This is a genomic window from Psychrobacter sp. ER1, assembly GCF_048631835.1.
GTDB lineage: Bacteria > Pseudomonadota > Gammaproteobacteria > Pseudomonadales > Moraxellaceae > Psychrobacter.
Genome location: NZ_CP184640.1, coordinates 2,074,848 through 2,094,897, shown reverse-complemented (window position 1 = coordinate 2,094,897; position 20,050 = coordinate 2,074,848). Strand labels below are relative to the sequence as shown.

The window sequence follows — 20,050 nt, the reverse complement described above, 5'->3', positions numbered from 1 at the left end:
AGTACCAATATTGGTTAAAAGATTGTATGAAAGATAACGGCAAGGTTGCCCTTATAACACTCGTTTTGAGTGAGTTTTTTAACGGCGCCTTGCAAGTCAAGACGCCGTTTTTGTATTTGCTGTTTGAATACTATACCGACGGCAAATACAAAATTTTCGGCGACGCGACAGACACAACAAACATGATGGGTATGATCCCATGAAACAAAAATAGTGTAGCTGTAACAGGCTCACACGGATGAAACACAGACAAGGAGTAGGTTATGTCTGAATTAAAAAAGTCGCTAGGGGTGTTCGATATCATTGCACTGGCATTCGGTGCAATGGTCGGTTGGGGCTGGGTTGTACTGGCAGGTAGTTGGATCATCTCGGCAGGTATATGGGGCGCAATTAGCGCCTTTTTGATAGGCGGTCTAGTAGTCGTATTGATTGGTGTGACGTATGCTGAACTTGCGGCATCCATGCCAATTACTGGCGGTGAGCATACTTATACCCATCGAGCGTTAGGAGTCAATATCTCCTTTATTTGCTCATGGAGTATTTTGTTCGGTTACTTCTCAGTCGTTGCGTTCGAGGCTGTGGCGCTGCCCACCGTCGTCGAATACATTATTCCCAATTATAGCCAAGGGTATCTTTGGAATGTTGCTGGCTGGGATGTTTACGCCACTTGGGTAGGCGTCGGGATGCTCGGTTCAGTGATTGTCACATGGCTGAACATACGCGGTATGGAAGTCAGTGCTTGGTTTCAAAAGTTGGCAGTCGTTGGTATTTTTCTAGTAGGTATATTACTGTTCGTAGGGGCGTTACTGTTCAGTCCTGAAACTTCTAATACCGTACAAGCGCCTAACTTTATTGGCGGTATGGGTGGCATCATGACGGTGATGGTAATGGTACCGTTCTTGTTCGTTGGCTTCGATGTCATTCCCCAAGCGGCAGAAGAAATCAATCTATCTCGTCCGAACATCGGTAAGTTTTTGATCGTCTCTATTATTATCGCTGTACTGTGGTATGTAGCAGTCGCCTGGAGTGTGGGCAAGACTTTACCGCTATTACAAGCACAAGACTCAACATTGGCTACTGCTGATGCGATGACCAATGCTTGGAATGGTAAATGGGCTGGTACCTTGCTCGTTATCGGCGGTGTACTGGGTATTTTATCAAGCTGGAATGCGTTTCTTATCGGTGGTAGTCGTCTGCTATATGCTATGGGCAAAACGCACATGTTGCCACAGTTTTTGTGCAAGCTGCATCCGAAATATAATACGCCCGTCAATGCGATTTTATTGATCGGTGGTCTCGCGACACTTGCGCCATTATTTGGTCGCAAAATGCTGGTATGGATTGTAGATGCTGGCGGGTTCGGTATCGTTATTGCTTATACTTGTGTGGCTCTTTCATTCTTAGTGCTGCGTTACCGTGAGCCTGATATGGTACGTCCGTTTAGAGTACCAGCAGGTAAATTGGTTGGTATTATCACTATTATCCTCAGTCTTGGTATGTTGGCACTATATCTACCAGGTATGCCATCAGCACTTGTCGCTATTGAGTGGTGGATTTTCCTTGGCTGGATCGTACTTGGTGGGGTATTGTACGGTTATGCTACGATGAAGAATCCTGGTAAGAGTAAAGACATTATGGATCATGAACTGCGCGAGCTAAAAACGGCTAACCAGCAGTGGTTAAAAGAAAATCCATATAAAAAGTAGACTTACTTTAATTACCTTTCATAAAAAGCCTAACGTCAAACGTTAGGCTTTTTTGTTGTTTTTGTTCTGTTCAAAAATGAGTTTACACATTTAGGACAGTAATAATTTACTTAAAGTCGTTTTCTATCCTTTCTTGATTAGATGAGAGTCTTAATTATTTTTGTTAAATAATCAACTAGCATAATATTCGCATATTGACATTTAACAATAAAAAAGTAAAATAGCTCACTCTTGTTTACTATTATCGTTGTCATAAAGGTTAGCTATATGATCAGAAGTGGAGATAAACTAAAATGTATCTGTGGCAACGATTTTTTTGTAGAAGGCTCGGTCTACACTGTCGGTAATATTATAAGCAATAAGTTTTTCCAAATAAATATTGGCGCAAATGAAGAATATTGGTATGCAACAAAAGATAGTGAAGGGATATATGTTCGTTTTAATGAAGAAGACCACTTAGTCAATGACGCCTTTTTTGCTTTAGAAAAATAATAGTATTAGTATTTCATTGAGAAAGCTGCGAGATTCCAGTGTCAAACGATTGATAGAGGTACTTCTACTAGCCGATACCCTGCTCAATAAACAGAACGACATTTTTCTAGTTTTTGGCAGTGTACTCGACATCGCATCATCTAACTATGTAGAGACAATTTAACGTAAAAATAATGAATAAAAATATCCCAACGAAAAGACCTAATACTTGATATGAGGCCTTTTTTGACGTTCTGAAATACGTGCAATCATAATACTCTTAAACATGCATAGAAAAATAACTACGTCTAAACTCTAGATTTCGTGAAATGAGTATGATCAATGAGATTAACCAAGACTTTGATGTTCGATATCCTCAACTAAAAATAAGAAAATCCATATAAAAAGTAGACTTACTTTAACTATCTTTGCATAAAAAAGCCTAACGTCAAACGTTAGGCTTTTTAGTGCATACAATCAAGTGCTTATACGATTAAGACTTATCACGAATAAGCTTATAGTTTAAGAACTCAGTGATACCAAGCGTACCAAGCTCGCGACCAAATCCTGAACGTTTAACGCCGCCAAATGGGGTATTGGCTTCGGTACCAGACGGCGCGTTGATAGTGACCATGCCCACTTCCAATTTGTCAGCAATGTCAGCAGCTAGGGCAGCATCTTGCGTTTGGATAGAGGCACCAAGACCGAAAGGCACATCGTTGGCAATCTTGATAGCATGGTCGATATCATTTGCTTTATAGACGACTGCTACAGGACCAAACAGCTCTTCACGATATACATCCATGGATTCAGTTACATCTGTCAGTACCGCAGGCTTAAACCAAGCACCAGGCTTGTCTTTGTCCATGCCGCCTTCTACTAATACTGTCGCACCTGCTTGGATAGCACTGTCTAACTGCGCTTGCAAGTTGACCGCAGCGGCTTTTGATGACATTGGGCCAATAAACGTATCTTCTTTAAGCGGGTCGGCCAAAGTCATGTTGCTGACCGCATTGGTAAAGCCTTCGACGAATTTGTCATAGACTGATTCAATGACGATCAAACGCTTGGCTGCGTTACAGGCTTGTCCAGTATTACCAAAACGACCAGAGATAGCGCCTTGTATCGCTTGTTCGATATCGGCATCGGCTGCGACGATAAAGGCATCTGAACCACCCAATTCTAAAACGACTTTTTGAGTGCGCCGCCAGCTTCTTTTGCCACGGCTTGTCCAGCGCGTTCAGAACCTGTTAGCGAGACACCTTGTACGCGTGTGTCATTGATAATGGTCGCTGATTGATCATTGGTTGCAAAGATATTGTTATAAACGCCTTCAGGTACGCCTGCATCTTTGAAGATATCGACGATGACTTCTGCGGTGTTTGGACACTGCGGTGCGTGTTTTAGAATAATTGTATTACCCGCCATAAAGTTTGGCGCGACAAAACGGGCTACTTGGTAATGTGGATAGTTCCACGGCATGATACCTAATAGCGCGCCTACAGGGTGTTTTTCTACCGATGCTGATCCTGAATCAACTTCAATGGTACTGGTTGCCAGTAGCTGCTCAGCATTGTCTGCATAGTAGCGATAGATATCAGCCACCAGACCAATTTCGCCTTTTGCTTGGGCAACAGGTTTGCCCATCTCATTTGCAACGATACGTGATAGCTCGTCTTGACGCTCAAGATAGATATCAGCGATTTTATGCAGTAATGCACTGCGCTCATTTAATGGCACTTTACGCCAGTCTTGATAAGCGGTATCTGCTTGCTCAATGACTTGTTGGATATCTTGTTCAGTGGCGGTAGGGTAAGTGGCTTCTAGTTCGCCAGTGGCTGGATTGTTGATTTGATAATCGCTCATACTTTTTCCTTATTTTTAGCGTGTTTTTGGGTTTAAAATCCATTTTTGGGTTTATGCTTATACTTTCAGTTGCTAATAAGTGCGATTTATTATGGTTCACTCTATACCAAGCGGCGTGTTTTAGAGTGACGCTTTGGTTACAGGTTGTTGCTGGGTAATACAATGAATATTACCGCCGCCATAGACAATCTCTTTTGTGCGTACTCCCACTACTTGATGCTGCGGAAAGATTTTTTCAAGCTGCTCGATGGCGAGTGCATCATTTATATCATCATATTGCGGTACGATGACCGCGTCATTACAAATCAAAAAGTTGGCATAGGAGGCGATACAAACATCACCCGTTAGGCGAGGTTTGGCGTCATGAGATTGGAGAGTGTTTACAGTGGTTGATTGCCTTCAGTGTTTTGTGTCGTATCTACATTATCCGTTGTCTTCGATTTTTCTTTAGTTAGCTTTATTTTTGGATTTTTAGCAACAGGTTCGACATTTTTACAGCGACATTCAGGGCGGGTTTAGACGCTTTTTTCAGACTGCGTTTGATGCGTCGAACTGCGATAGCATCTGCTTCTGCTTGTTCTTCGGCAAGCGCCGCATCATGTAAGCTTTGATACACTGCAAGCGTCTTTTCAATCATTTCACGCATGGTGAATTTGTTGGTCATTTCAGGGCGCGTCACACTCTCTAGCTGATTTCTAACCGCTTTACAAAGCGCATTGGCATTGTACTTTTTTACCAATCCTTGCGGGTAGAGCGGTTGTAAAATCTCGCTAAAGGCAGCTTGATCCCATCCAATGACTGGCGTACCTAGATGTATGGCTTGTAGGGCATTGATACCGATTGACTCGGGCTCATTGGCAAGTGCCATGACAATATTGGCCGCCGATAGCCATTCTCGCATATCATTACGCTTGCTACCCACATAGGTAATGCGCTCCGCCAGTCCCAAGCTATTGGTACGTTGACGAAAATCTTCATGAGCGACATCGCCGTCTTTATAGTCTTCATCCATAATAATGACGTGAATATTGGGGAACTGCTCTTGCAGGTTACCCAAAATATCTATCAGCCACTCTTGCCCGTACTCGTTACCGATTACGGTTGGGAATACGAGCCATTTTTGTGCTCAAGCTCAGGGTACTCAGCAAAGGTATGACGTAACCAATAGACCGAAGGATTATGACGATAAGGGTAGCGCCGAGTATCGACACCGCGATAGATACGCGTGATGACTTTGGGATCTACGTCTTCGATGCGCAGTCCTTTTTTAAGTATTGCGTGACGCTATCAGATACGGTGATTATCGTATCAACATTGAGTAGGGCTTGAGAGTACTTATTAATAGGATAAAACCCATACATGGTCGAGACCAGTTTGGGAAAACGTCTAACGCGAGCACGGCGCAATGCCAAATGCAATATCCATGCAGGGGTACGCGAATGCACATGAATGACATCGGGCTCGTACTTTTCTATCAAATGCCGTAGGGCAGAGACTTGCAATAGCGATAGCCAAGACTTTTTATTCACATGTAGCTGATGGTAAATATTGCCATCACGTTTGAGACGTCTAACCAAGTCATTGTCTTCATCGGCACTAGAGACAATGATAGAGGTATGCTCATTTTTGACCAATGCTCGCCCAAGATGAAAAATACCGCGCTCGGATTCATCATGCTTTAGAGACGACAGTAAGCGCATAACTTTCATAATAGCGTTGGTCACCGGTTAGTAATATCAATTTGCTATTGTCAGTTAAAAGCGATTAAAACTCAACCATCAAGATAAAAAGATGAGGTCAGATAGGTAGTTTTTAGAATATATAAGCGTAAGCCATGGATTAATAAACATCAAAAGCCGTTAGCGTCGTTTTTGTAAGTGCTCAGCATTGGGCAGTACTTGTTTTTCACTCAAGTATTTCCAGTAGCGCTGCGGGAGATATTGTTTATGCAGCTTAGGATTTTTGCGCTCTTTGATATTAACGTTAGTAAAGTAACCTTGCCAGAACTTTTGATAGCGTTGCTCATCAGGACTATGGATGCTGGCAGGATTGCGTAGTACCGCATCATCGAGATCAGTAATGGTTTGCAGCTTTGCTGGACGTGATGGCGTGCTATTACTTTTATCATAATAGATACCGTAGCCCCGAGTCAGATCATAGATTGCCCAGTGCTGATCTTGATAACGCTGCCGAAAGTGCTCTCCGATGAGTGGCAGTACATTAAAATCAGGATCTACACGTGCAAAATAAATATCATCAGTTGTATGCTCAAAACGTACAAATGCTTCCATACGATGTTTTTCACGGCCAACCGATTTGACCGTCTGCACTAGTTCAAGCACGTCCAAATTACCCAAATCCTGCATGATTTGACGATTGGGATAGTCGATGGCGTATTTGACCACGCGGAACAATGTCGTACCGATATCGTCCTTCTCTGATAAAAATCCCCACAAGATATTTCGCATGCCTGAGCGACCCAATAAGGTATTTAATTTGACCAACACACGCTCGGCTTTATCCTCATCAGTTGCCACGCTAGTCGCCTGAGCGATGAGTGATGGTACATAGCAATCTTGAGCGGTTAGCTTTAGTGACATATCGTTTTGTAGACGATTGGCATAGACATAAAACACAGCACTCAGCCAACCTTCAAAGCTAGGCTCATACAGTACAATGCTAGGCGTCAATTGACCGACAGCGTAAGAGTCATTTTGCACAAGTGCTGACATGGTTTGTCCTAAGTGTTTATCGTAAATAACTATTATAAATACAATAGCGAGATAGCAGGTTTTTTAACACATGCTATCTAGAGCCATTTTAAAATAAAGCCAACTGCCCAGTACGTTGATCGTTAAACTTGGTCTGCGTTTGAGCCAATACATACTGACGAAAATTATCGCGCGTTAAATGAGCAAGGTGCTCGTTTTTGCCAGTGGTCGCGATAAAGTATTTAGCACGGTTGACCGCAGCACCCATTTTTTTAGATGGTATAGCGTCAATTGATTGAACTTACGTGCTTTGACGATTTTCTTAGCAGTCTTTGTACCGATACCTGGGATACGTAGAATCATCTCATAAGTCGCTGTCTGGATATTGACTGGGAAATGCTCGCGATGGCGTATCGCCCAAGCAAGTTTTGGATCGCAGTCTAAATCTAAGAATGGTGACTCCGGCTCCACAATCTCATGCGCGCCAAAACCATAAAAGCGCATTAACCAATCTGCCTGATACAGACGATTCTCTCGTACCATCGGCACAGGCGTTCCAATCGCAGGCAAGCGATTATCAGAGAGCATAGGTACATAACCTGAGTAATAGACCCGCTTGAGGTCATACGTTTTGTAGAAGTGACTCGATAGCTGAATTACCTGTAGGTCAGTCTCGTTACTCGCACCAACGATCATTTGGCTGGTCTGACCTGCTGGCGTGAACTTAGGCGCTTTTTTATGAGTTTTCCGGCTTTCACGAATGGTGATAATTTCTTCTTTTACCGTCTCCATTGGTGCTTTTAATTGATCATGAGATTTTTCTGGCGCAAGCAAAGCCAACCCTGATTTGGTCGGAATCTCGATATTGACGCTCAAACGATCCGCATATAACCCTGCTTCTAGCAGCAACTCTTTTGACGCACCTGGAATGGTCTTTAGGTGGATGTAACCATTGAAGCGCTCACGCGTACGCAAGAGTTTGGCGACTTCGACCAGTCGCTCCATCGTATAGTCGCCACTCTTGAAGATACCAGAGCTGAGGAATAGCCCTTCAATGTAGTTACGGCGGTAAAACTGCATGGTTAAATCGACGACTTCTTCGACACTGAACGCAGCACGCGGCGTGTCATTGCTCTTGCGCGAGGTGCAATAAGCACAGTCGTAAATGCAGTGATTGGTCAAAAGAATCTTTAGCAGACTGACACATCGACCATCTTCGGTATAGCTGTGACAGATACCCGTTGCTGATGCATCGCCTAATCCACCGCCTTGGTTTTTACGAGTACCAGCGGAGGATGAGCAAGAGACATCATACTTGGCAGCATCGGCCAAGATATTGAGTTTTCCCTGTAATCTTTCATAATTGATGTTTGCCATAAGTCGCGTTTTACCAATTAATTGATGAAGGACTATTTTACCAAAATTATCGCTAAGTCATTGTATTTATAGGTGAAGTTAGAATGATATGCGACAACGGATGTCGTCACGAAAATCTGAATTTTTGGATATGATTTGAGTTTATATAAAGATTTTTTCAGCTAATAATCCAACCACCAATCCGCTAACAATACCTGCAATACCGAGTAGTAGGAGAGGAATGACTAGTATCGTGAATATCTGTGCTTGGCTTTTTTCCAAAAAAGGTCTTGCTGACTAGATAGCTAGTCCACAAGACCTTTTACATATACCGATAACCGTTAAATAATAGTATGCGACAGTTTAATGTTTATTGAACCTTGGCACGTATGACGACGGTTTTGGCCGCATTGGCATCAAAGTTCACCAAGTTCCATTTCAGACCAGAGTAGTTTTCTTGGACAACCACCGTATTGCCAACTTGCTGAATGGTTTGATAGCTGTCTCCGCCAGTGGTGGCAAGCGTCGGCAGAGGACTATTCAACGAGACTAACTGGACGCCACTTGGTAATGAAATCATTGCGTTGATGTCATTGACCGGCTGTGCTGTGGTGTTGGTATAAGTGGTGTGATACTCGATCACATCGCCTGGGGCAATATGATTGGCAGGAACGGCAACTTCACGTCCATCAGCATTTTTTAGAATTTTCATGACTTTGGTGTTGGCATTGACTACGCCAGGCGTGCTAAAGGTCGGGGTCAGTTGCAACGTATCCAAAGTTGTCGTCGTTGTCGTCACTTGATTGGTCAATGGCTGCTGCATAATCACTGGTGGGGTGACGTTGGTTGCGACAGGCAGTACTTGCGTCACGCTGCTGGCAGGCGTGGTAATCACATCTACTTTAGTGACCTTGTTGGTAATAGAGTTAGTCACTGGTACGCTAGTAACGGTCGTCGTACCTTGGACAACAGGAGACTGACGCACGACGTAGCGTGGCACAGTGGTCACCTGAGTCACTGCGTACGGCATGCCGTCTTGCATGGTGATACCGTTTGGCGTCGCCGTAATCGTAGCAGTGTTGCCATCAGAGTATTGCTCGACCACCGTGGTGCTACCGCTCGCAGAGGAGCTAATGGCAATCTCAGGGGCAGCATTGGCCGATGATGCGGCCAACATGATACCTGCTAGCATTGCAGACATAGCTGTATTTTTTGCCATAGTCGTTTTAGCAGTTGATGCCTGAAAACCATCGTTCATAATCATAAAAGACTCCTCAAAAATAATAGTAAGTAATACAACAATAGATAATGCTTAGATAAACAAAACCCCCGCTAAATGACACCGAAAAATATGCCAAATAACGAGGGTAGTAGTGCTGATGTTAGCCTATGTATGCGATCAGACCATCATTATTTTTAGTATAAGCGCCGCAATACTCACTTGTATAAAAGCTATTCAATCTTAACTATTTCTTACTGAATAGAGTTAATACTAAAGCTGTGGTGCACTCAAACTCAAATAATTATGCGCCAAAACAAATCATGGATAAAAGCAGCATTGTGTAACCGAAACGGTATAAATGCTATCTATGTGTAGTACGGCTTTCATCTATGGAATTGCATAACTAAGTCGCTAGTCACAATCATTGTCATAAAAACTATTATCTAAAAGTCATTTCTCAAACTGTCTATCTTTGAGAACATCAAGTTTATAGATTAGAACGTAGTGTAGCTATTAGTCGTATATAACTTTCATGACTTCATATTCAACCACGCCCTTTGGCGTTTCGATGCGCACTTCGTCGCCTTCAAACTTACCAATCAAACCACGAGCGATTGGTGAGTTGACTGAGATTTTGCCAGCTTTAAAGTCAGCTTCATCATCGCCAACGATTTTGTACTGTTTTTCTTCTTCAGTGTCCATGTTTTCGATCACGACGCTAACGCCAAATACAATACGGCCTTCTTTTGGCAGTGTCGAAGGATCGATGACTTGAGCACCGCCAAGTTTGGCTTCGATGTCACGAATACGTGCTTCACAAAAACCTTGCTGCTCACGGGCAGCATGGTATTCAGCATTTTCTTTCAAATCGCCGTGTTCGCGTGCTTCAGCAATCGATGCTGTGATGCGTGGACGGTCGACACTTTTTAGCTGTTTTAATTCGGCTTCTAGAGCCGCGTGTCCTTGCGGAGTCATTGGGTAACGTTGCATGTTTTTTCCTTAAACCAATAACACCACACCACCTCATAATGAGATGGTGTCAGTGTTGTTGCAATGGATATAAAATATAAAAGAGTGATAATTAAGACGATGTAATGAATAAGTTGGCCATCATTTATGAGTGTATCTCACCTCAATTCAAGCATAGGCGCACTTAAGCTTACGTAATAAAAAGCATAGTCGCAATTTAGCCACTATGCTTTTTAGGTCTATCACGGTAAAGGTATCGTTCCTCAAGCATGGTTGGCTATATTTAAAGCAAACAACGATACTTGAGTGAGCTTTTAGGCAAGCCTAACGGTTATGCTTAATCTACTGAAATTATTCAGCCACGTCAATAGACTTTGCTTGCTCATGCAAATCTTGTAACTTATAGACATCAAACGGTAAGTCAATCGCATAAGATTTGCAGACGGCATCAGCGGCACCTAACGTGGTGACGTAGAATACTTTGCCCTGTAGCGCACTGCGGCGAATAGAGAACGAATCCTCTTGAGCTTGCTTACCTTCAGTAGTATTGATGATAAGGTCGATTTTGCCATTTTTCAAGGCATCAACGATATGCGGACGACCTTCAGTGACCTTGTTGATTTGTTGACTTTCGATACCAGCCTCGCTTAGTACTTTTTGCGTGCCAGTGGTCGAGACAATCTTAAAGCCAAAGTCTGCAAGCTGACGAGCAATCGGAGCAATTTGGGCTTTGTCGCTGTCACGAACTGAGATAAAGACGGTTTTTGTTTCGCCTTCAGTCGGTAGACCTGGCAGACGCTCATTACTACCGATAATGGCCTTGTAGAATGCTTCGCCAAAGGTTTTGCCCACGCCCATAACTTCGCCCGTTGATTTCATCTCAGGACTCAAGATTGGGTCAACACCTGGAAACTTAGCGAATGGGAATACCGCTTCTTTGACCGCATAGAATGCTGGGACAATCTCAGTAGTAAAGCCTTGATCTTTAAGCGAAGTACCAGCCATACAGCGCGCAGCAACCTGTGCTAACGAAGTACCGATACACTTAGAGACGAACGGTACTGTACGTGCAGCACGTGGGTTCACTTCTAGGATGTATACCGTTTCGCCTTTTACCGCGAACTGTACGTTCATTAGACCGATAACGCCTAGCTCTTTTGCCATAGCAACTGTCTGTGCGCGCATCACGTCACATAACTCTTTAGACAGTGAGTATGGCGGCAGTGAGCATGCTGAGTCACCTGAGTGAACGCCAGCCTGTTCGATATGCTGCATGATACCGCCGATAACGACATCAGTACCATCACATACACAGTCTACGTCAACTTCGATAGCATCATCTAAGAAACGATCTAGTAGGACAGGTGCTTCATTCGATGCTTGTACCGCAGTACGTAGATAGTGTCTTAGCTCGTCTTCGTTATAGACGATTTCCATCGCGCGGCCACCTAATACATAAGATGGACGTACAACCAATGGATAGCCTACGTCTTTTGCTTTAACCAAACCGTCTTCTAAGCTGGTTGCTAGAGCGTTTGATGGCTGTACTAGGTTTAGCTGCTGAATCATATGCTGGAAGCGCTCACGGTCTTCGGCACGGTCGATTGCATCTGGGCTAGTACCGATGATTTTGACGCCTGCTGACTCTAGTGCACGAGCAAGTTTCAATGGCGTTTGACCACCGAACTGTACAATCACGCCATCAGGATTTTCGATACGAACGATCTCTAACACGTCTTCTAACGTGATTGGCTCAAAGTATAGACGGTCAGAAGTGTCATAATCGGTTGAAACCGTTTCAGGGTTACAGTTGACCATAATGGTCTCATAACCATCTTCACGCATGGCAAGCGCTGCGTGTACACAGCAGTAATCAAACTCAATACCTTGACCAATACGGTTAGGACCGCCGCCGATGACCATGATTTTCTTTTTGTCTGTTGGGTTCGCTTCACATTCGCTATCGTAGGTTGAGTACATATAAGCGGTGCTGGTCGCAAACTCTGCGGCGCACGTATCAACACGCTTATAGACTGGATAGACGTTCAGATCCCAACGCTTTTTACGAAGTTGCTTTTGTGAGATGCCAAGCAATTTAGCCAAGCGCAAATCTGATAAACCTTTACGTTTAAAGCTACGTAGATTTTTCTCGTTCAAGCCGCCAAAACCAAGTGATTTTACGGTAGCTTCTGTTTTGACGATGTCTTCGATCTGTACCAAGAACCATGGGTCAATCTTGGTAAAATTAAACACGTCATCGACACTCATACCGACGCGGAATGCATCAGCAACGTAGTAGATACGCTCAGGTGTTGGAATGGTTAGGCGGTTAATAATTTCGCTACGCGCTTTTTCGGCGCTTACTTTTAACAAGTCAATTTGCTCGTCAAAGCCATCCGCACCTGTTTCCATGCCGCGCAGTGCTTTTTGCATCGACTCTTGGAAGTTACGACCGATTGCCATCACTTCACCGACTGATTTCATCTGAGTCGATAGGATGTTGTCTGCTTGTGGGAATTTTTCGAAGTTAAAACGAGGTATCTTAGTCACAACATAATCAAGCGCAGGCTCAAAGCTGGCTGGCGTTTTGCCACCAGTGATGTCATTTTGCAATTCATCTAGTGTGTAACCAATGGCCAGTTTCGCTGCGATTTTGGCAATCGGGAAGCCAGTGGCTTTTGAGGCTAGGGCAGACGAGCGTGATACACGTGGGTTCATCTCGATGACGACCATGCGACCGGTATCAGGGTTGATACCGAACTGTACATTTGAGCCGCCCGTTTCTACACCGATTTCACGCAGTACTGCTAATGACGCATTACGCATGATTTGGTATTCTTTGTCGGTCAAGGTCTGTGCTGGTGCGACGGTGATTGAGTCGCCTGTATGCACGCCCATTGGGTCAAAGTTTTCGATGGCGCAGATGATGATGCAGTTGTCGTTTTTGTCACGAACCACTTCCATCTCGTATTCTTTCCAACCAATCAATGACTCATCGATCAATAATTGATGGTTTGGAGACAAATCAAAACCACGCTCGCAGATTTCAATGAACTCATCGCGGTTATAAGCGATACCGCCGCCTGAACCGCCCATCGTGAATGATGGACGAATGATACATGGATAGCCCATTTTTTCTTGAGTCGCAAAGGCTTCTTCCATGGTTTCAGCCGTTTCAGCGCGAGGGCACTCAAGGCCGATACGCTTCATGGCTTTATCAAACAAGTTGCGGTCTTCTGCCATTTCGATTGAGTCTTTGGTTGCACCAATCAACTCGCAGTTATACTTAGTCAATACACCGTGCTTGTCTAGCTCTAGCGCACAGTTTAGAGCCGTCTGTCCGCCCATCGTTGGCAAGATTGCATCTGGACGTTCTTTGGCAATGATTTGCTCAACGGTTTGCCAAGTAATCGGCTCGATATAGGTCGCGTCAGCCATAACAGGATCAGTCATGATGGTCGCAGGGTTTGAGTTGACCAAGATGACGCGGTAGCCTTCTTCTTTTAGTGCTTTACACGCCTGTGCGCCTGAATAGTCAAACTCACATGCTTGGCCGATGACGATAGGGCCTGCGCCAATGATAAGAATGCTTTTTATGTCGGTACGTTTTGGCATAGTTAGAGCTACCTTCGTTTGGGTGATAATTTGAGTAATCTTTATTTTTGATAACGCTCAAGGCGTTTTATACTTGCAGTGCTTATTTAATGCCGCTTGAACCGCTAGGGACGACTCAAGCGTTTACTTATTATGTAGTTATAATCAACCGTTTACGCTTGGGCAGTTTTAGACTGTTCCATCATATCCGCAAACTTATCAAACAATGGCGCGCAGTCATGTGGACCAGGGCTGGCTTCTGGGTGACCTTGGAAGCTAAATACAGGCTTGTTGGTCAACTCGATACCTTGGTTAGTACCATCAAACAGTGAGCGATGAGTAGATTTAACGTTGTCAGGTAGCGTGTCTTCATCAACCGCAAAGCCATGGTTTTGACTGGTAATCATAACCGTACCAGTCGCTAAGTCTTGTACTGGATGGTTGGCACCATGATGGCCCGTTTTCATTTTGATAGTATTTGCACCGCTAGCCAAACCAATTAGCTGATGGCCTAAGCAGATGCCAAACGTTGGCACGTCAGTTTGCTCAATGATATGGCGTACCGCATCGATTGCGTAATCACAAGCTGCAGGATCACCAGGGCCGTTTGATAAGAAGATGCCATCTGGGTTCATTGCTAGCACGTCTGCGATAGGGGTCTGTGCTGGTACAACCGTCACGTGACAACCGCGGTCGACGAGCATGCGTAGGATGTTGGTTTTGCTACCGAAGTCATAAGCGACGACGTTGTATTTAGAATCGATGTGAGTGCCGAGTTGCTTAAAGAAGCCGCCAGTACCGCTATCATGACTGCCAGGGATATCACGGTTGAGTAGGGTGTCTGACAAGTCCCAAGTACCTGCTGTCCACTCGAAATTTTCTGTAGTGCAGCATTCTTTTGCCAAGTCCATGCCTTTTAGACCTGCAAAGCCTTTCGCTAACTCGATCGCTTTTTGCTCGTCGTCGCTGCTGATAGTCTCGCCGTTTGAGGCAGTCATGATACAGCCGTTTTGTGCACCCTTATCGCGCAATAGGCGGGTTAATTGACGCGTATCAATTTCAGCGATAGCGACGGTATTGTTACGTTGTAGATAGTCGCTAAGCGATTCAGAGTTGCGGAAGTTAGAAGTGGCCATGGTGGCGTCACGGATAATCAGACCGTCCGCCCATACTTTTTGTCCATTACCAGACTCGGTGTCCTCGGCGTTGGTGCCAGTATTACCGATATGCGGATAAGTTAGGGTCACCAGCTGTCGCGCATAACTTGGATCGGTTAGAATTTCTTGATACCCTGTCATGGCGGTATTAAATACCACTTCACCAACACGATGACCTAGGCTGCCGATACTGACACCGCGAAAAATTGTACCGTCTGCTAGTGCCAAAATTGCTTGTGTTTCTACCGATGAATTCAAGGATTGCCTCCGCTATTATTGGTGAGTGCCATCATGTTTTGTTGGTCTAAAATTGCTCCGTATCCTTTTATTTACGGCATTTGACTGTTGTCATATAGAAGTAATAAAAGACGGCACACAAAAATTTTCCACAAAAAAGCGAGAAGACATTATTGATGAAAACTACAAAACTCACTCGATAGTGAATAGGTAACTTGCATCATGTCCGCTCGCTTAGGCACAGATTTTGCGTATTATATACAAAATAGTAACTTATGGCTAGTATCAAGGGCAAACTGAGTGATTAAAACTGGTAGTGGACAGACAGCCCGTAATAGTCAGGCGCAAGATTGGTTGTGATGAGAAGCTGATCGTTATAGCTTTTGGTCAAATACATACTACTGGCAACCCCTAGTGCTGCACCAGCAAATACATCAGCCACATCATGTTTTTCCGCTTTAACGCGGCTATAACCCACAAAAGTTGCGCCAACATAAGCTGGAATACTATATTCTAATCCATAGCGTTTATGAATGAAGCTTGCGCCCTGAAATGCCAAAGAAGTATGTCCTGATGGGAAGGAGTCATTGTCGCTATGGTCAGGGCGCTCTTTATTAATAGTTGACTTCACAGCATAGGTCACGGCAAGATTGGTAGCAAATGATTGATAAAATTGCTGACGTCCCTCTTTATCATTCATATAATGTGTGCTGCCATAAGCAATGGCAGGTATGGCAACCGCAACAATGTCACCGGCTCTCTCCAAACTTGAGGTATCTTCAGCATAACTGGGCGCGGTGATGATCACACTACTTGCCAACAAGATAATAGGTACGTGTGTTTCGCGAAGCATGGATGCGTCCTTAGTAGGGTAGCGGTACTTGTTAGGGCAGGCGCTACGATAGCAAAATGAGAATGTTGGCCTTGCTAATTGTACTATAAAGTGGACACACGATAAGGTATTAAATAGGATTGTATACTGTAAAATATATTTTTTATGGCTATGGTCCAAAGTGAGATGGTTCTTTGACATGCGAATCAAATAAGCATAAAAATGATTGTGGTATAACCAATCACTTACTCCAAAATAACATTATCCTTACTAAGGAAAAACGATGATATTTAAATATTTAGACAAAACCCCTGAGTTTGCTGTGCCATTCAACGGTTGGGTGGCAGATTCAGCGCAAGTGATGGGCGATGTATATTTAGGTCATCAAGCCAATGTGTGGTTTGGTGCGGTGATACGCGGTGACAATGATCGTATTCATATCGGTGACTATAGTAATGTCCAAGAGAATAGCGTGATTCATACCGATGCAGGTGTCAAAGTGACCATTGGTAACTACGTGACTATCGGCCATCTGGCTATGCTACATGGCTGTGAGATTGGTGATAACAGCCTGATTGGTATCGGTGCTGTGGTACTCAATAATGCCAAGATCGGTAAAAATTGCCTGATAGGGGCGAAAGCCTTAATTACTGAAGGTCAGGTCATCCCAGATAACTCGCTAGTGATGGGCGCACCTGCAAAAGTAGTCAAGACGCTGACAGATGAGCAAGCAGCGATGCTAAAAATGTCAGCGCTACATTATGCTGAGCGTTGCCAAAAATTCAAAACAGGATTGACAGCAGTGGCGATGCCTGATTAAAGACAGACAAAACCAGTCTATATAGACGAAGCAGACTCTAAAAAATATTATAGGGATGGCAGCTGGGCTTGCTCAATGCTGTCACTCTTATTTAATAACCATTCTTATATTTCTTTATTAGATCACTTTTATAAAATTACTCATATTTTTTCGCAATTAACGATAAGGTCTCACTATGCAGGCAGATCCAGCACAAAAACAACAAAAGCAACTGGCGTTATTTGATTTAGATCATACGTTACTCGATGTCGATAGCGATTATCTTTGGGGCGAATATATCGTCAAGCATGACCTTGTCGATGAGGCGCAGTACCGCACTGCCAATCAAAAGTTCTATAATGACTATATAGAGGGCACACTAGACGCAACAGAATATAATGAGTTTGTCGCGCAGTTTTTGAGCAGTCTACCGCTTGAGAGACTCGATGAGCTAAGAGAAGACTATATCAAAAGTGAAATCGAGCCACATATTCGCCCAAAAGCGATGGAAGTATTGTGTCAGCATATTGAGCAAGGGCACGATGTGGTGATTATCTCCGCGACCAATGATTTTGTGGTGTCCGCCATTGCCAAACGTTTTGGTATAGAAGCCGCCAATGTGTTATCAACACCGCTCGAGATAAAAGACAATCGCTATACAGGTAAGTTAGCAGACAAGCCCAATTTTAAAGAAGGTAAGATATATCATCTAGACAAATGGGTGAATAAGCAGCAGTTAGCTGGTGTTACCTTTGAAAAAACGTATGCGTATTCAGATTCTAAGAACGACATCCCATTGCTCGAATGGGCAGATGTGGCCGTTTGCGTGTCACCTGATGATGCGTTACATGCGCATGCTTTGGCCCATCGCTGGGCAGTAGAAGATTGGTCGATCTAGATTATTTAAGCTAGTAATAGTAGCAACATTGGCAATAGCGACAATTAGCGAACCATTTAGTCTCAATCTCATTTAAAATAGCGCCACATGCGTTATTTATTTTATTAGAAAAACAGGAACATTTATGGAAATCAATCCGTATCAAGAGCAGATTAAAGATTTATCAGAGCGTGGTCAGGACTTGCGGAGGTATCTTTGACTTCGATGGTAAGCAAGAACGCTTAGAAGAAGTTAATTTAGAGTTAGAAAACCCCGAGCTATGGAACGATCCAGAGCGTGCGACCAAAATTAATAAAGAAAAAAGTCACCTTGATGGTGTTATCGATGTGGTGGTCTCTCTTGAGACGACACTAGAAGACGCGTCTGCCATGCTAGAGTTGGCAGTCGAAGCAGAAGATGAGTCATTGCTAGCCGATGTGCAGAGCGAGCTAGATAGCGCTGAGAAACGTGTTGCTGATTTAGAATTCCGTCGGATGTTTAGCGGTGAGATGGATCCAAATAACTGCTACTTAGATATTCAGTCGGGCAGTGGCGGTACTGAAGCGCAAGATTGGGCTGAAATGCTACTACGCATGTATACGCGCTGGGCAGAAGCTCATGGCTTTAAAGTAGATGTGATTGAAGTATCTTCAGGCAGCGTGGCTGGTATTAAGTCGGCAACGATTGAGATCAAAGGCGATTATGCGTTTGGTTGGTTGCGTACCGAGATTGGCGTCCACCGTTTGGTGCGTAAATCTCCATTTGATAGTAATAATGGTCGTCATACCTCGTTTGCAGCGGTATTTGTCTCACCTGAAATCGATGATAACGTCGAGATTGATATCAATCCAGCTGACTTGCGTATCGATACCTATCGCTCATCTGGAGCGGGTGGCCAGCACGTAAACACGACAGATTCTGCGGTACGTATTACCCATGAGCCGTCGGGCGTGGTAGTGACCTGTCAGAATGAGCGTAGTCAACATGGTAACAAAGCCACGGCGATGAAAATGCTACGTGCTAAGCTTTATGAGCTTGAAATGCAAAAACGTATGGAATCACAGCAAGCGGTAGAAGACGGTAAGTCTGATGTTGGCTGGGGCAGTCAAATTCGCTCATACGTGCTCGATGACTCTCGTATCAAGGATTTGCGTACGGGTGTTGAAACCTTTAACACCGGTGCCGTACTAGATGGTGACCTCGATCAGTTTATTGAAGCGAGTCTAAAAGCAGGATTGTAAAAGGCTGTTTTAAATAAGTAGCCGCTTTAAAATAGTAACCAATATTTAATTAAGGAAAATTATGCCAAGCGTTAATAATTATTTTGATGATAAAGTGACTTCTATTGCCTTTCAAACGGCTACTAAGCCTGCGACTGTCGGCGTCATGGAAATTGGTGAGTATGAGTTTGGCACCAGTGAATTTGAAACCATGAGTGTGGTAAGTGGCGCATTGACCGTCAAGCTACCAGAGGGTGATGAGTGGCAAACCTTTAACGCTGGCGAGCAGTTCACCGTTGAAGCTAACCAAAAGTTTCAGGTAAAAGTAGACGTCGAAACCGCTTACTTATGTGTATACGGTAAATAACGACTTCTAAGTTATAGCAGTATCAAAACGAAAAACGCCAAGTATTTTATGCTTGGCTTTTTTGTGGGCATTTCATTCTCTAGCTCACTCTTTATAAGTCCTTACGGTACTGAACCATATCTGTCTGAGTCGCAATGGCATCATAGAGTTTACGAGCGGCGGTGTTGCTTTCTTGTGTCGTCCAGTAGACACGGTTGCAGTCCTTATCCTTAGCAAAGGAGTATACATGTTCAATCAGTGCACGTCCTACGCCTTGACCACGGACATTATTCGCGACGTATAAATCTTCTAAGTAACAACATGCGTTAGTATTCCATGTGTTGGGATGCAGTACCACATGGGTAATGCCTACCAAAACATCCTCTCTCCACGCCCCAAATCCATAAACAGGGATGTCATCATCAAGCAGATTGCGCCACGTCGTCTCCGTCGTGCTTGACGGCAAATTGGTCTCATAAAATGTCAGATAGTTTTGCCATAAGTGCGCCCAAAGATCATGATCGGCGAGGGCGAGTGCCTTTATTTTCACAGGTGAATGGTCCATTTTTTATAAACTTAAGTCGTGAGTAGTGCTGAATTATGCCTCAAAAATACAGCATTTAGAACCCGTATCGCTATTTTTATCACTGCTTTATTTTACACAGGATTACACTTTGTCTGTGCCAA

General features: G+C 43.9%; 15 protein-coding genes and 3 pseudogenes. 7 read left to right on the top strand and 11 right to left on the bottom strand.

All coding sequences use genetic code 11. From position 1 onward, the window contains the following. The first annotated feature begins 26 nt into the window (after positions 1-26). The 3 genes from ACOBWA_RS09705 (at position 27) to ACOBWA_RS09695 (ending at position 2,198) form a co-directional block, all read left to right on the top strand. Complete coding sequence (locus ACOBWA_RS09705) at positions 27-203, top strand: hypothetical protein (protein WP_420229227.1); 177 nt, start codon at positions 27-29, stop codon at positions 201-203. 60 nt (positions 204-263) lie between these two features. After that, positions 264-1,706, top strand: coding sequence for an APC family permease (locus ACOBWA_RS09700; protein ID WP_420229226.1), 1,443 nt, complete (start codon positions 264-266; stop codon positions 1,704-1,706). Positions 1,707-1,973: 267 nt separating this feature from the next. Continuing rightward, the gene (locus ACOBWA_RS09695; protein ID WP_102091157.1) at positions 1,974-2,198 is read left to right on the top strand and encodes a hypothetical protein; all 225 of its coding nucleotides are present in this window, start codon (positions 1,974-1,976) and stop codon (positions 2,196-2,198) included. Positions 2,199-2,670: 472 nt separating this feature from the next. Here the strand turns inward: ACOBWA_RS09695 and ACOBWA_RS09690 are convergent. From ACOBWA_RS09690 to ACOBWA_RS09645, 10 genes and pseudogenes are all read right to left on the bottom strand, one after another. Then, positions 2,671-4,043, bottom strand: a pseudogene (locus ACOBWA_RS09690) (NAD-dependent succinate-semialdehyde dehydrogenase). A 120-nt stretch (positions 4,044-4,163) separates the two neighbouring features. Continuing rightward, positions 4,164-4,352, bottom strand: coding sequence for an agmatine deiminase family protein (locus ACOBWA_RS09685; protein ID WP_240990680.1), 189 nt, complete (start codon positions 4,350-4,352; stop codon positions 4,164-4,166). Between the two features lie 148 nt (positions 4,353-4,500). Then, a pseudogene (locus ACOBWA_RS09680) lies at positions 4,501-5,752 on the bottom strand (glycosyltransferase). 150 nt (positions 5,753-5,902) lie between these two features. Then, positions 5,903-6,775, bottom strand: coding sequence for a TIGR03915 family putative DNA repair protein (locus ACOBWA_RS09675; RefSeq protein WP_201579581.1), 873 nt, complete (start codon positions 6,773-6,775; stop codon positions 5,903-5,905). 88 nt (positions 6,776-6,863) lie between these two features. Then, positions 6,864-8,131: pseudogene (locus tag ACOBWA_RS09670) on the bottom strand (putative DNA modification/repair radical SAM protein). A 349-nt stretch (positions 8,132-8,480) separates the two neighbouring features. Continuing rightward, positions 8,481-9,374 (bottom strand): hypothetical protein, encoded by an 894-nt coding sequence (locus ACOBWA_RS09665; RefSeq protein ID WP_420229225.1) that lies wholly within the window; start codon positions 9,372-9,374, stop codon positions 8,481-8,483. A gap of 471 nt (positions 9,375-9,845) precedes the next feature. Then, entirely contained in the window at positions 9,846-10,322 is a 477-nt protein-coding gene (greA, locus tag ACOBWA_RS09660; protein WP_057760725.1) for a transcription elongation factor GreA, read from the bottom strand. 330 nt (positions 10,323-10,652) lie between these two features. Further along, the gene (carB, locus tag ACOBWA_RS09655; protein WP_420229224.1) at positions 10,653-13,916 is read right to left on the bottom strand and encodes a carbamoyl-phosphate synthase large subunit; all 3,264 of its coding nucleotides are present in this window, start codon (positions 13,914-13,916) and stop codon (positions 10,653-10,655) included. A 152-nt stretch (positions 13,917-14,068) separates the two neighbouring features. Next, a complete protein-coding gene (carA, locus tag ACOBWA_RS09650) occupies positions 14,069-15,310 on the bottom strand; it encodes a glutamine-hydrolyzing carbamoyl-phosphate synthase small subunit (protein ID WP_420229223.1) in 1,242 nt (413 codons plus the stop codon). 283 nt (positions 15,311-15,593) lie between these two features. After that, entirely contained in the window at positions 15,594-16,142 is a 549-nt protein-coding gene (locus ACOBWA_RS09645) for a phosphatase PAP2 family protein (RefSeq protein ID WP_058025191.1), read from the bottom strand. A 262-nt stretch (positions 16,143-16,404) separates the two neighbouring features. Here ACOBWA_RS09645 and ACOBWA_RS09640 point away from each other — a divergent pair, with 262 nt between their 5' ends. The 4 genes from ACOBWA_RS09640 (at position 16,405) to ACOBWA_RS09625 (ending at position 19,384) form a co-directional block, all read left to right on the top strand. After that, complete coding sequence (locus ACOBWA_RS09640; protein WP_420229222.1) at positions 16,405-16,941, top strand: gamma carbonic anhydrase family protein; 537 nt, start codon at positions 16,405-16,407, stop codon at positions 16,939-16,941. Between the two features lie 175 nt (positions 16,942-17,116). After that, positions 17,117-17,818, top strand: a complete 702-nt coding sequence (locus ACOBWA_RS09635; RefSeq protein ID WP_420229221.1) for an HAD family hydrolase — start codon at positions 17,117-17,119, stop codon at positions 17,816-17,818. A 124-nt stretch (positions 17,819-17,942) separates the two neighbouring features. Beyond that, positions 17,943-19,038, top strand: a protein-coding gene (gene prfB / locus ACOBWA_RS09630) for a peptide chain release factor 2 (RefSeq protein ID WP_102078362.1) whose coding sequence is annotated in 2 segments (ribosomal slippage) — positions 17,943-18,014 and positions 18,016-19,038 — 1,095 coding nt in all. Because the reading frame shifts where the segments join, the coding sequence is not laid out codon by codon here. A gap of 61 nt (positions 19,039-19,099) precedes the next feature. After that, entirely contained in the window at positions 19,100-19,384 is a 285-nt protein-coding gene (locus tag ACOBWA_RS09625) for a pyrimidine/purine nucleoside phosphorylase (protein ID WP_420229220.1), read from the top strand. 91 nt (positions 19,385-19,475) lie between these two features. On the opposite strand, the gene ACOBWA_RS09620 is transcribed toward ACOBWA_RS09625, so the two are convergent. Continuing rightward, positions 19,476-19,928: a GNAT family N-acetyltransferase gene (locus ACOBWA_RS09620; RefSeq protein WP_420229219.1), complete on the bottom strand. Its 453-nt coding sequence runs from the start codon at positions 19,926-19,928 to the stop codon at positions 19,476-19,478. Positions 19,929-20,050: the final 122 nt, after the last annotated feature.

Excerpts from the sequence above, each read along its gene's own strand:
- ACOBWA_RS09705 (WP_420229227.1), top strand. The coding sequence starts at position 27 with ATGAAAGATAACGGCAAGGTTGCCCTTATAACACTCGTTTTGAGTGAG.
- ACOBWA_RS09675 (WP_201579581.1), bottom strand. The coding sequence starts at position 6,775 with ATGTCAGCACTTGTGCAAAATGACTCTTACGCTGTCGGTCAATTGACG.
- ACOBWA_RS09700 (WP_420229226.1), top strand. The coding sequence starts at position 264 with ATGTCTGAATTAAAAAAGTCGCTAGGGGTGTTCGATATCATTGCACTG.
- ACOBWA_RS09635 (WP_420229221.1), top strand. The coding sequence starts at position 17,117 with ATGCAGGCAGATCCAGCACAAAAACAACAAAAGCAACTGGCGTTATTT.
- ACOBWA_RS09640 (WP_420229222.1), top strand. The coding sequence starts at position 16,405 with ATGATATTTAAATATTTAGACAAAACCCCTGAGTTTGCTGTGCCATTC.
- ACOBWA_RS09620 (WP_420229219.1), bottom strand. The coding sequence starts at position 19,928 with ATGGACCATTCACCTGTGAAAATAAAGGCACTCGCCCTCGCCGATCAT.
- greA (WP_057760725.1), bottom strand. The coding sequence starts at position 10,322 with ATGCAACGTTACCCAATGACTCCGCAAGGACACGCGGCTCTAGAAGCC.
- ACOBWA_RS09695 (WP_102091157.1), top strand. The coding sequence starts at position 1,974 with ATGATCAGAAGTGGAGATAAACTAAAATGTATCTGTGGCAACGATTTT.
- ACOBWA_RS09665 (WP_420229225.1), bottom strand. The coding sequence starts at position 9,374 with ATGATTATGAACGATGGTTTTCAGGCATCAACTGCTAAAACGACTATG.
- carB (WP_420229224.1), bottom strand. The coding sequence starts at position 13,916 with ATGCCAAAACGTACCGACATAAAAAGCATTCTTATCATTGGCGCAGGC.
- ACOBWA_RS09625 (WP_420229220.1), top strand. The coding sequence starts at position 19,100 with ATGCCAAGCGTTAATAATTATTTTGATGATAAAGTGACTTCTATTGCC.
- ACOBWA_RS09645 (WP_058025191.1), bottom strand. The coding sequence starts at position 16,142 with ATGCTTCGCGAAACACACGTACCTATTATCTTGTTGGCAAGTAGTGTG.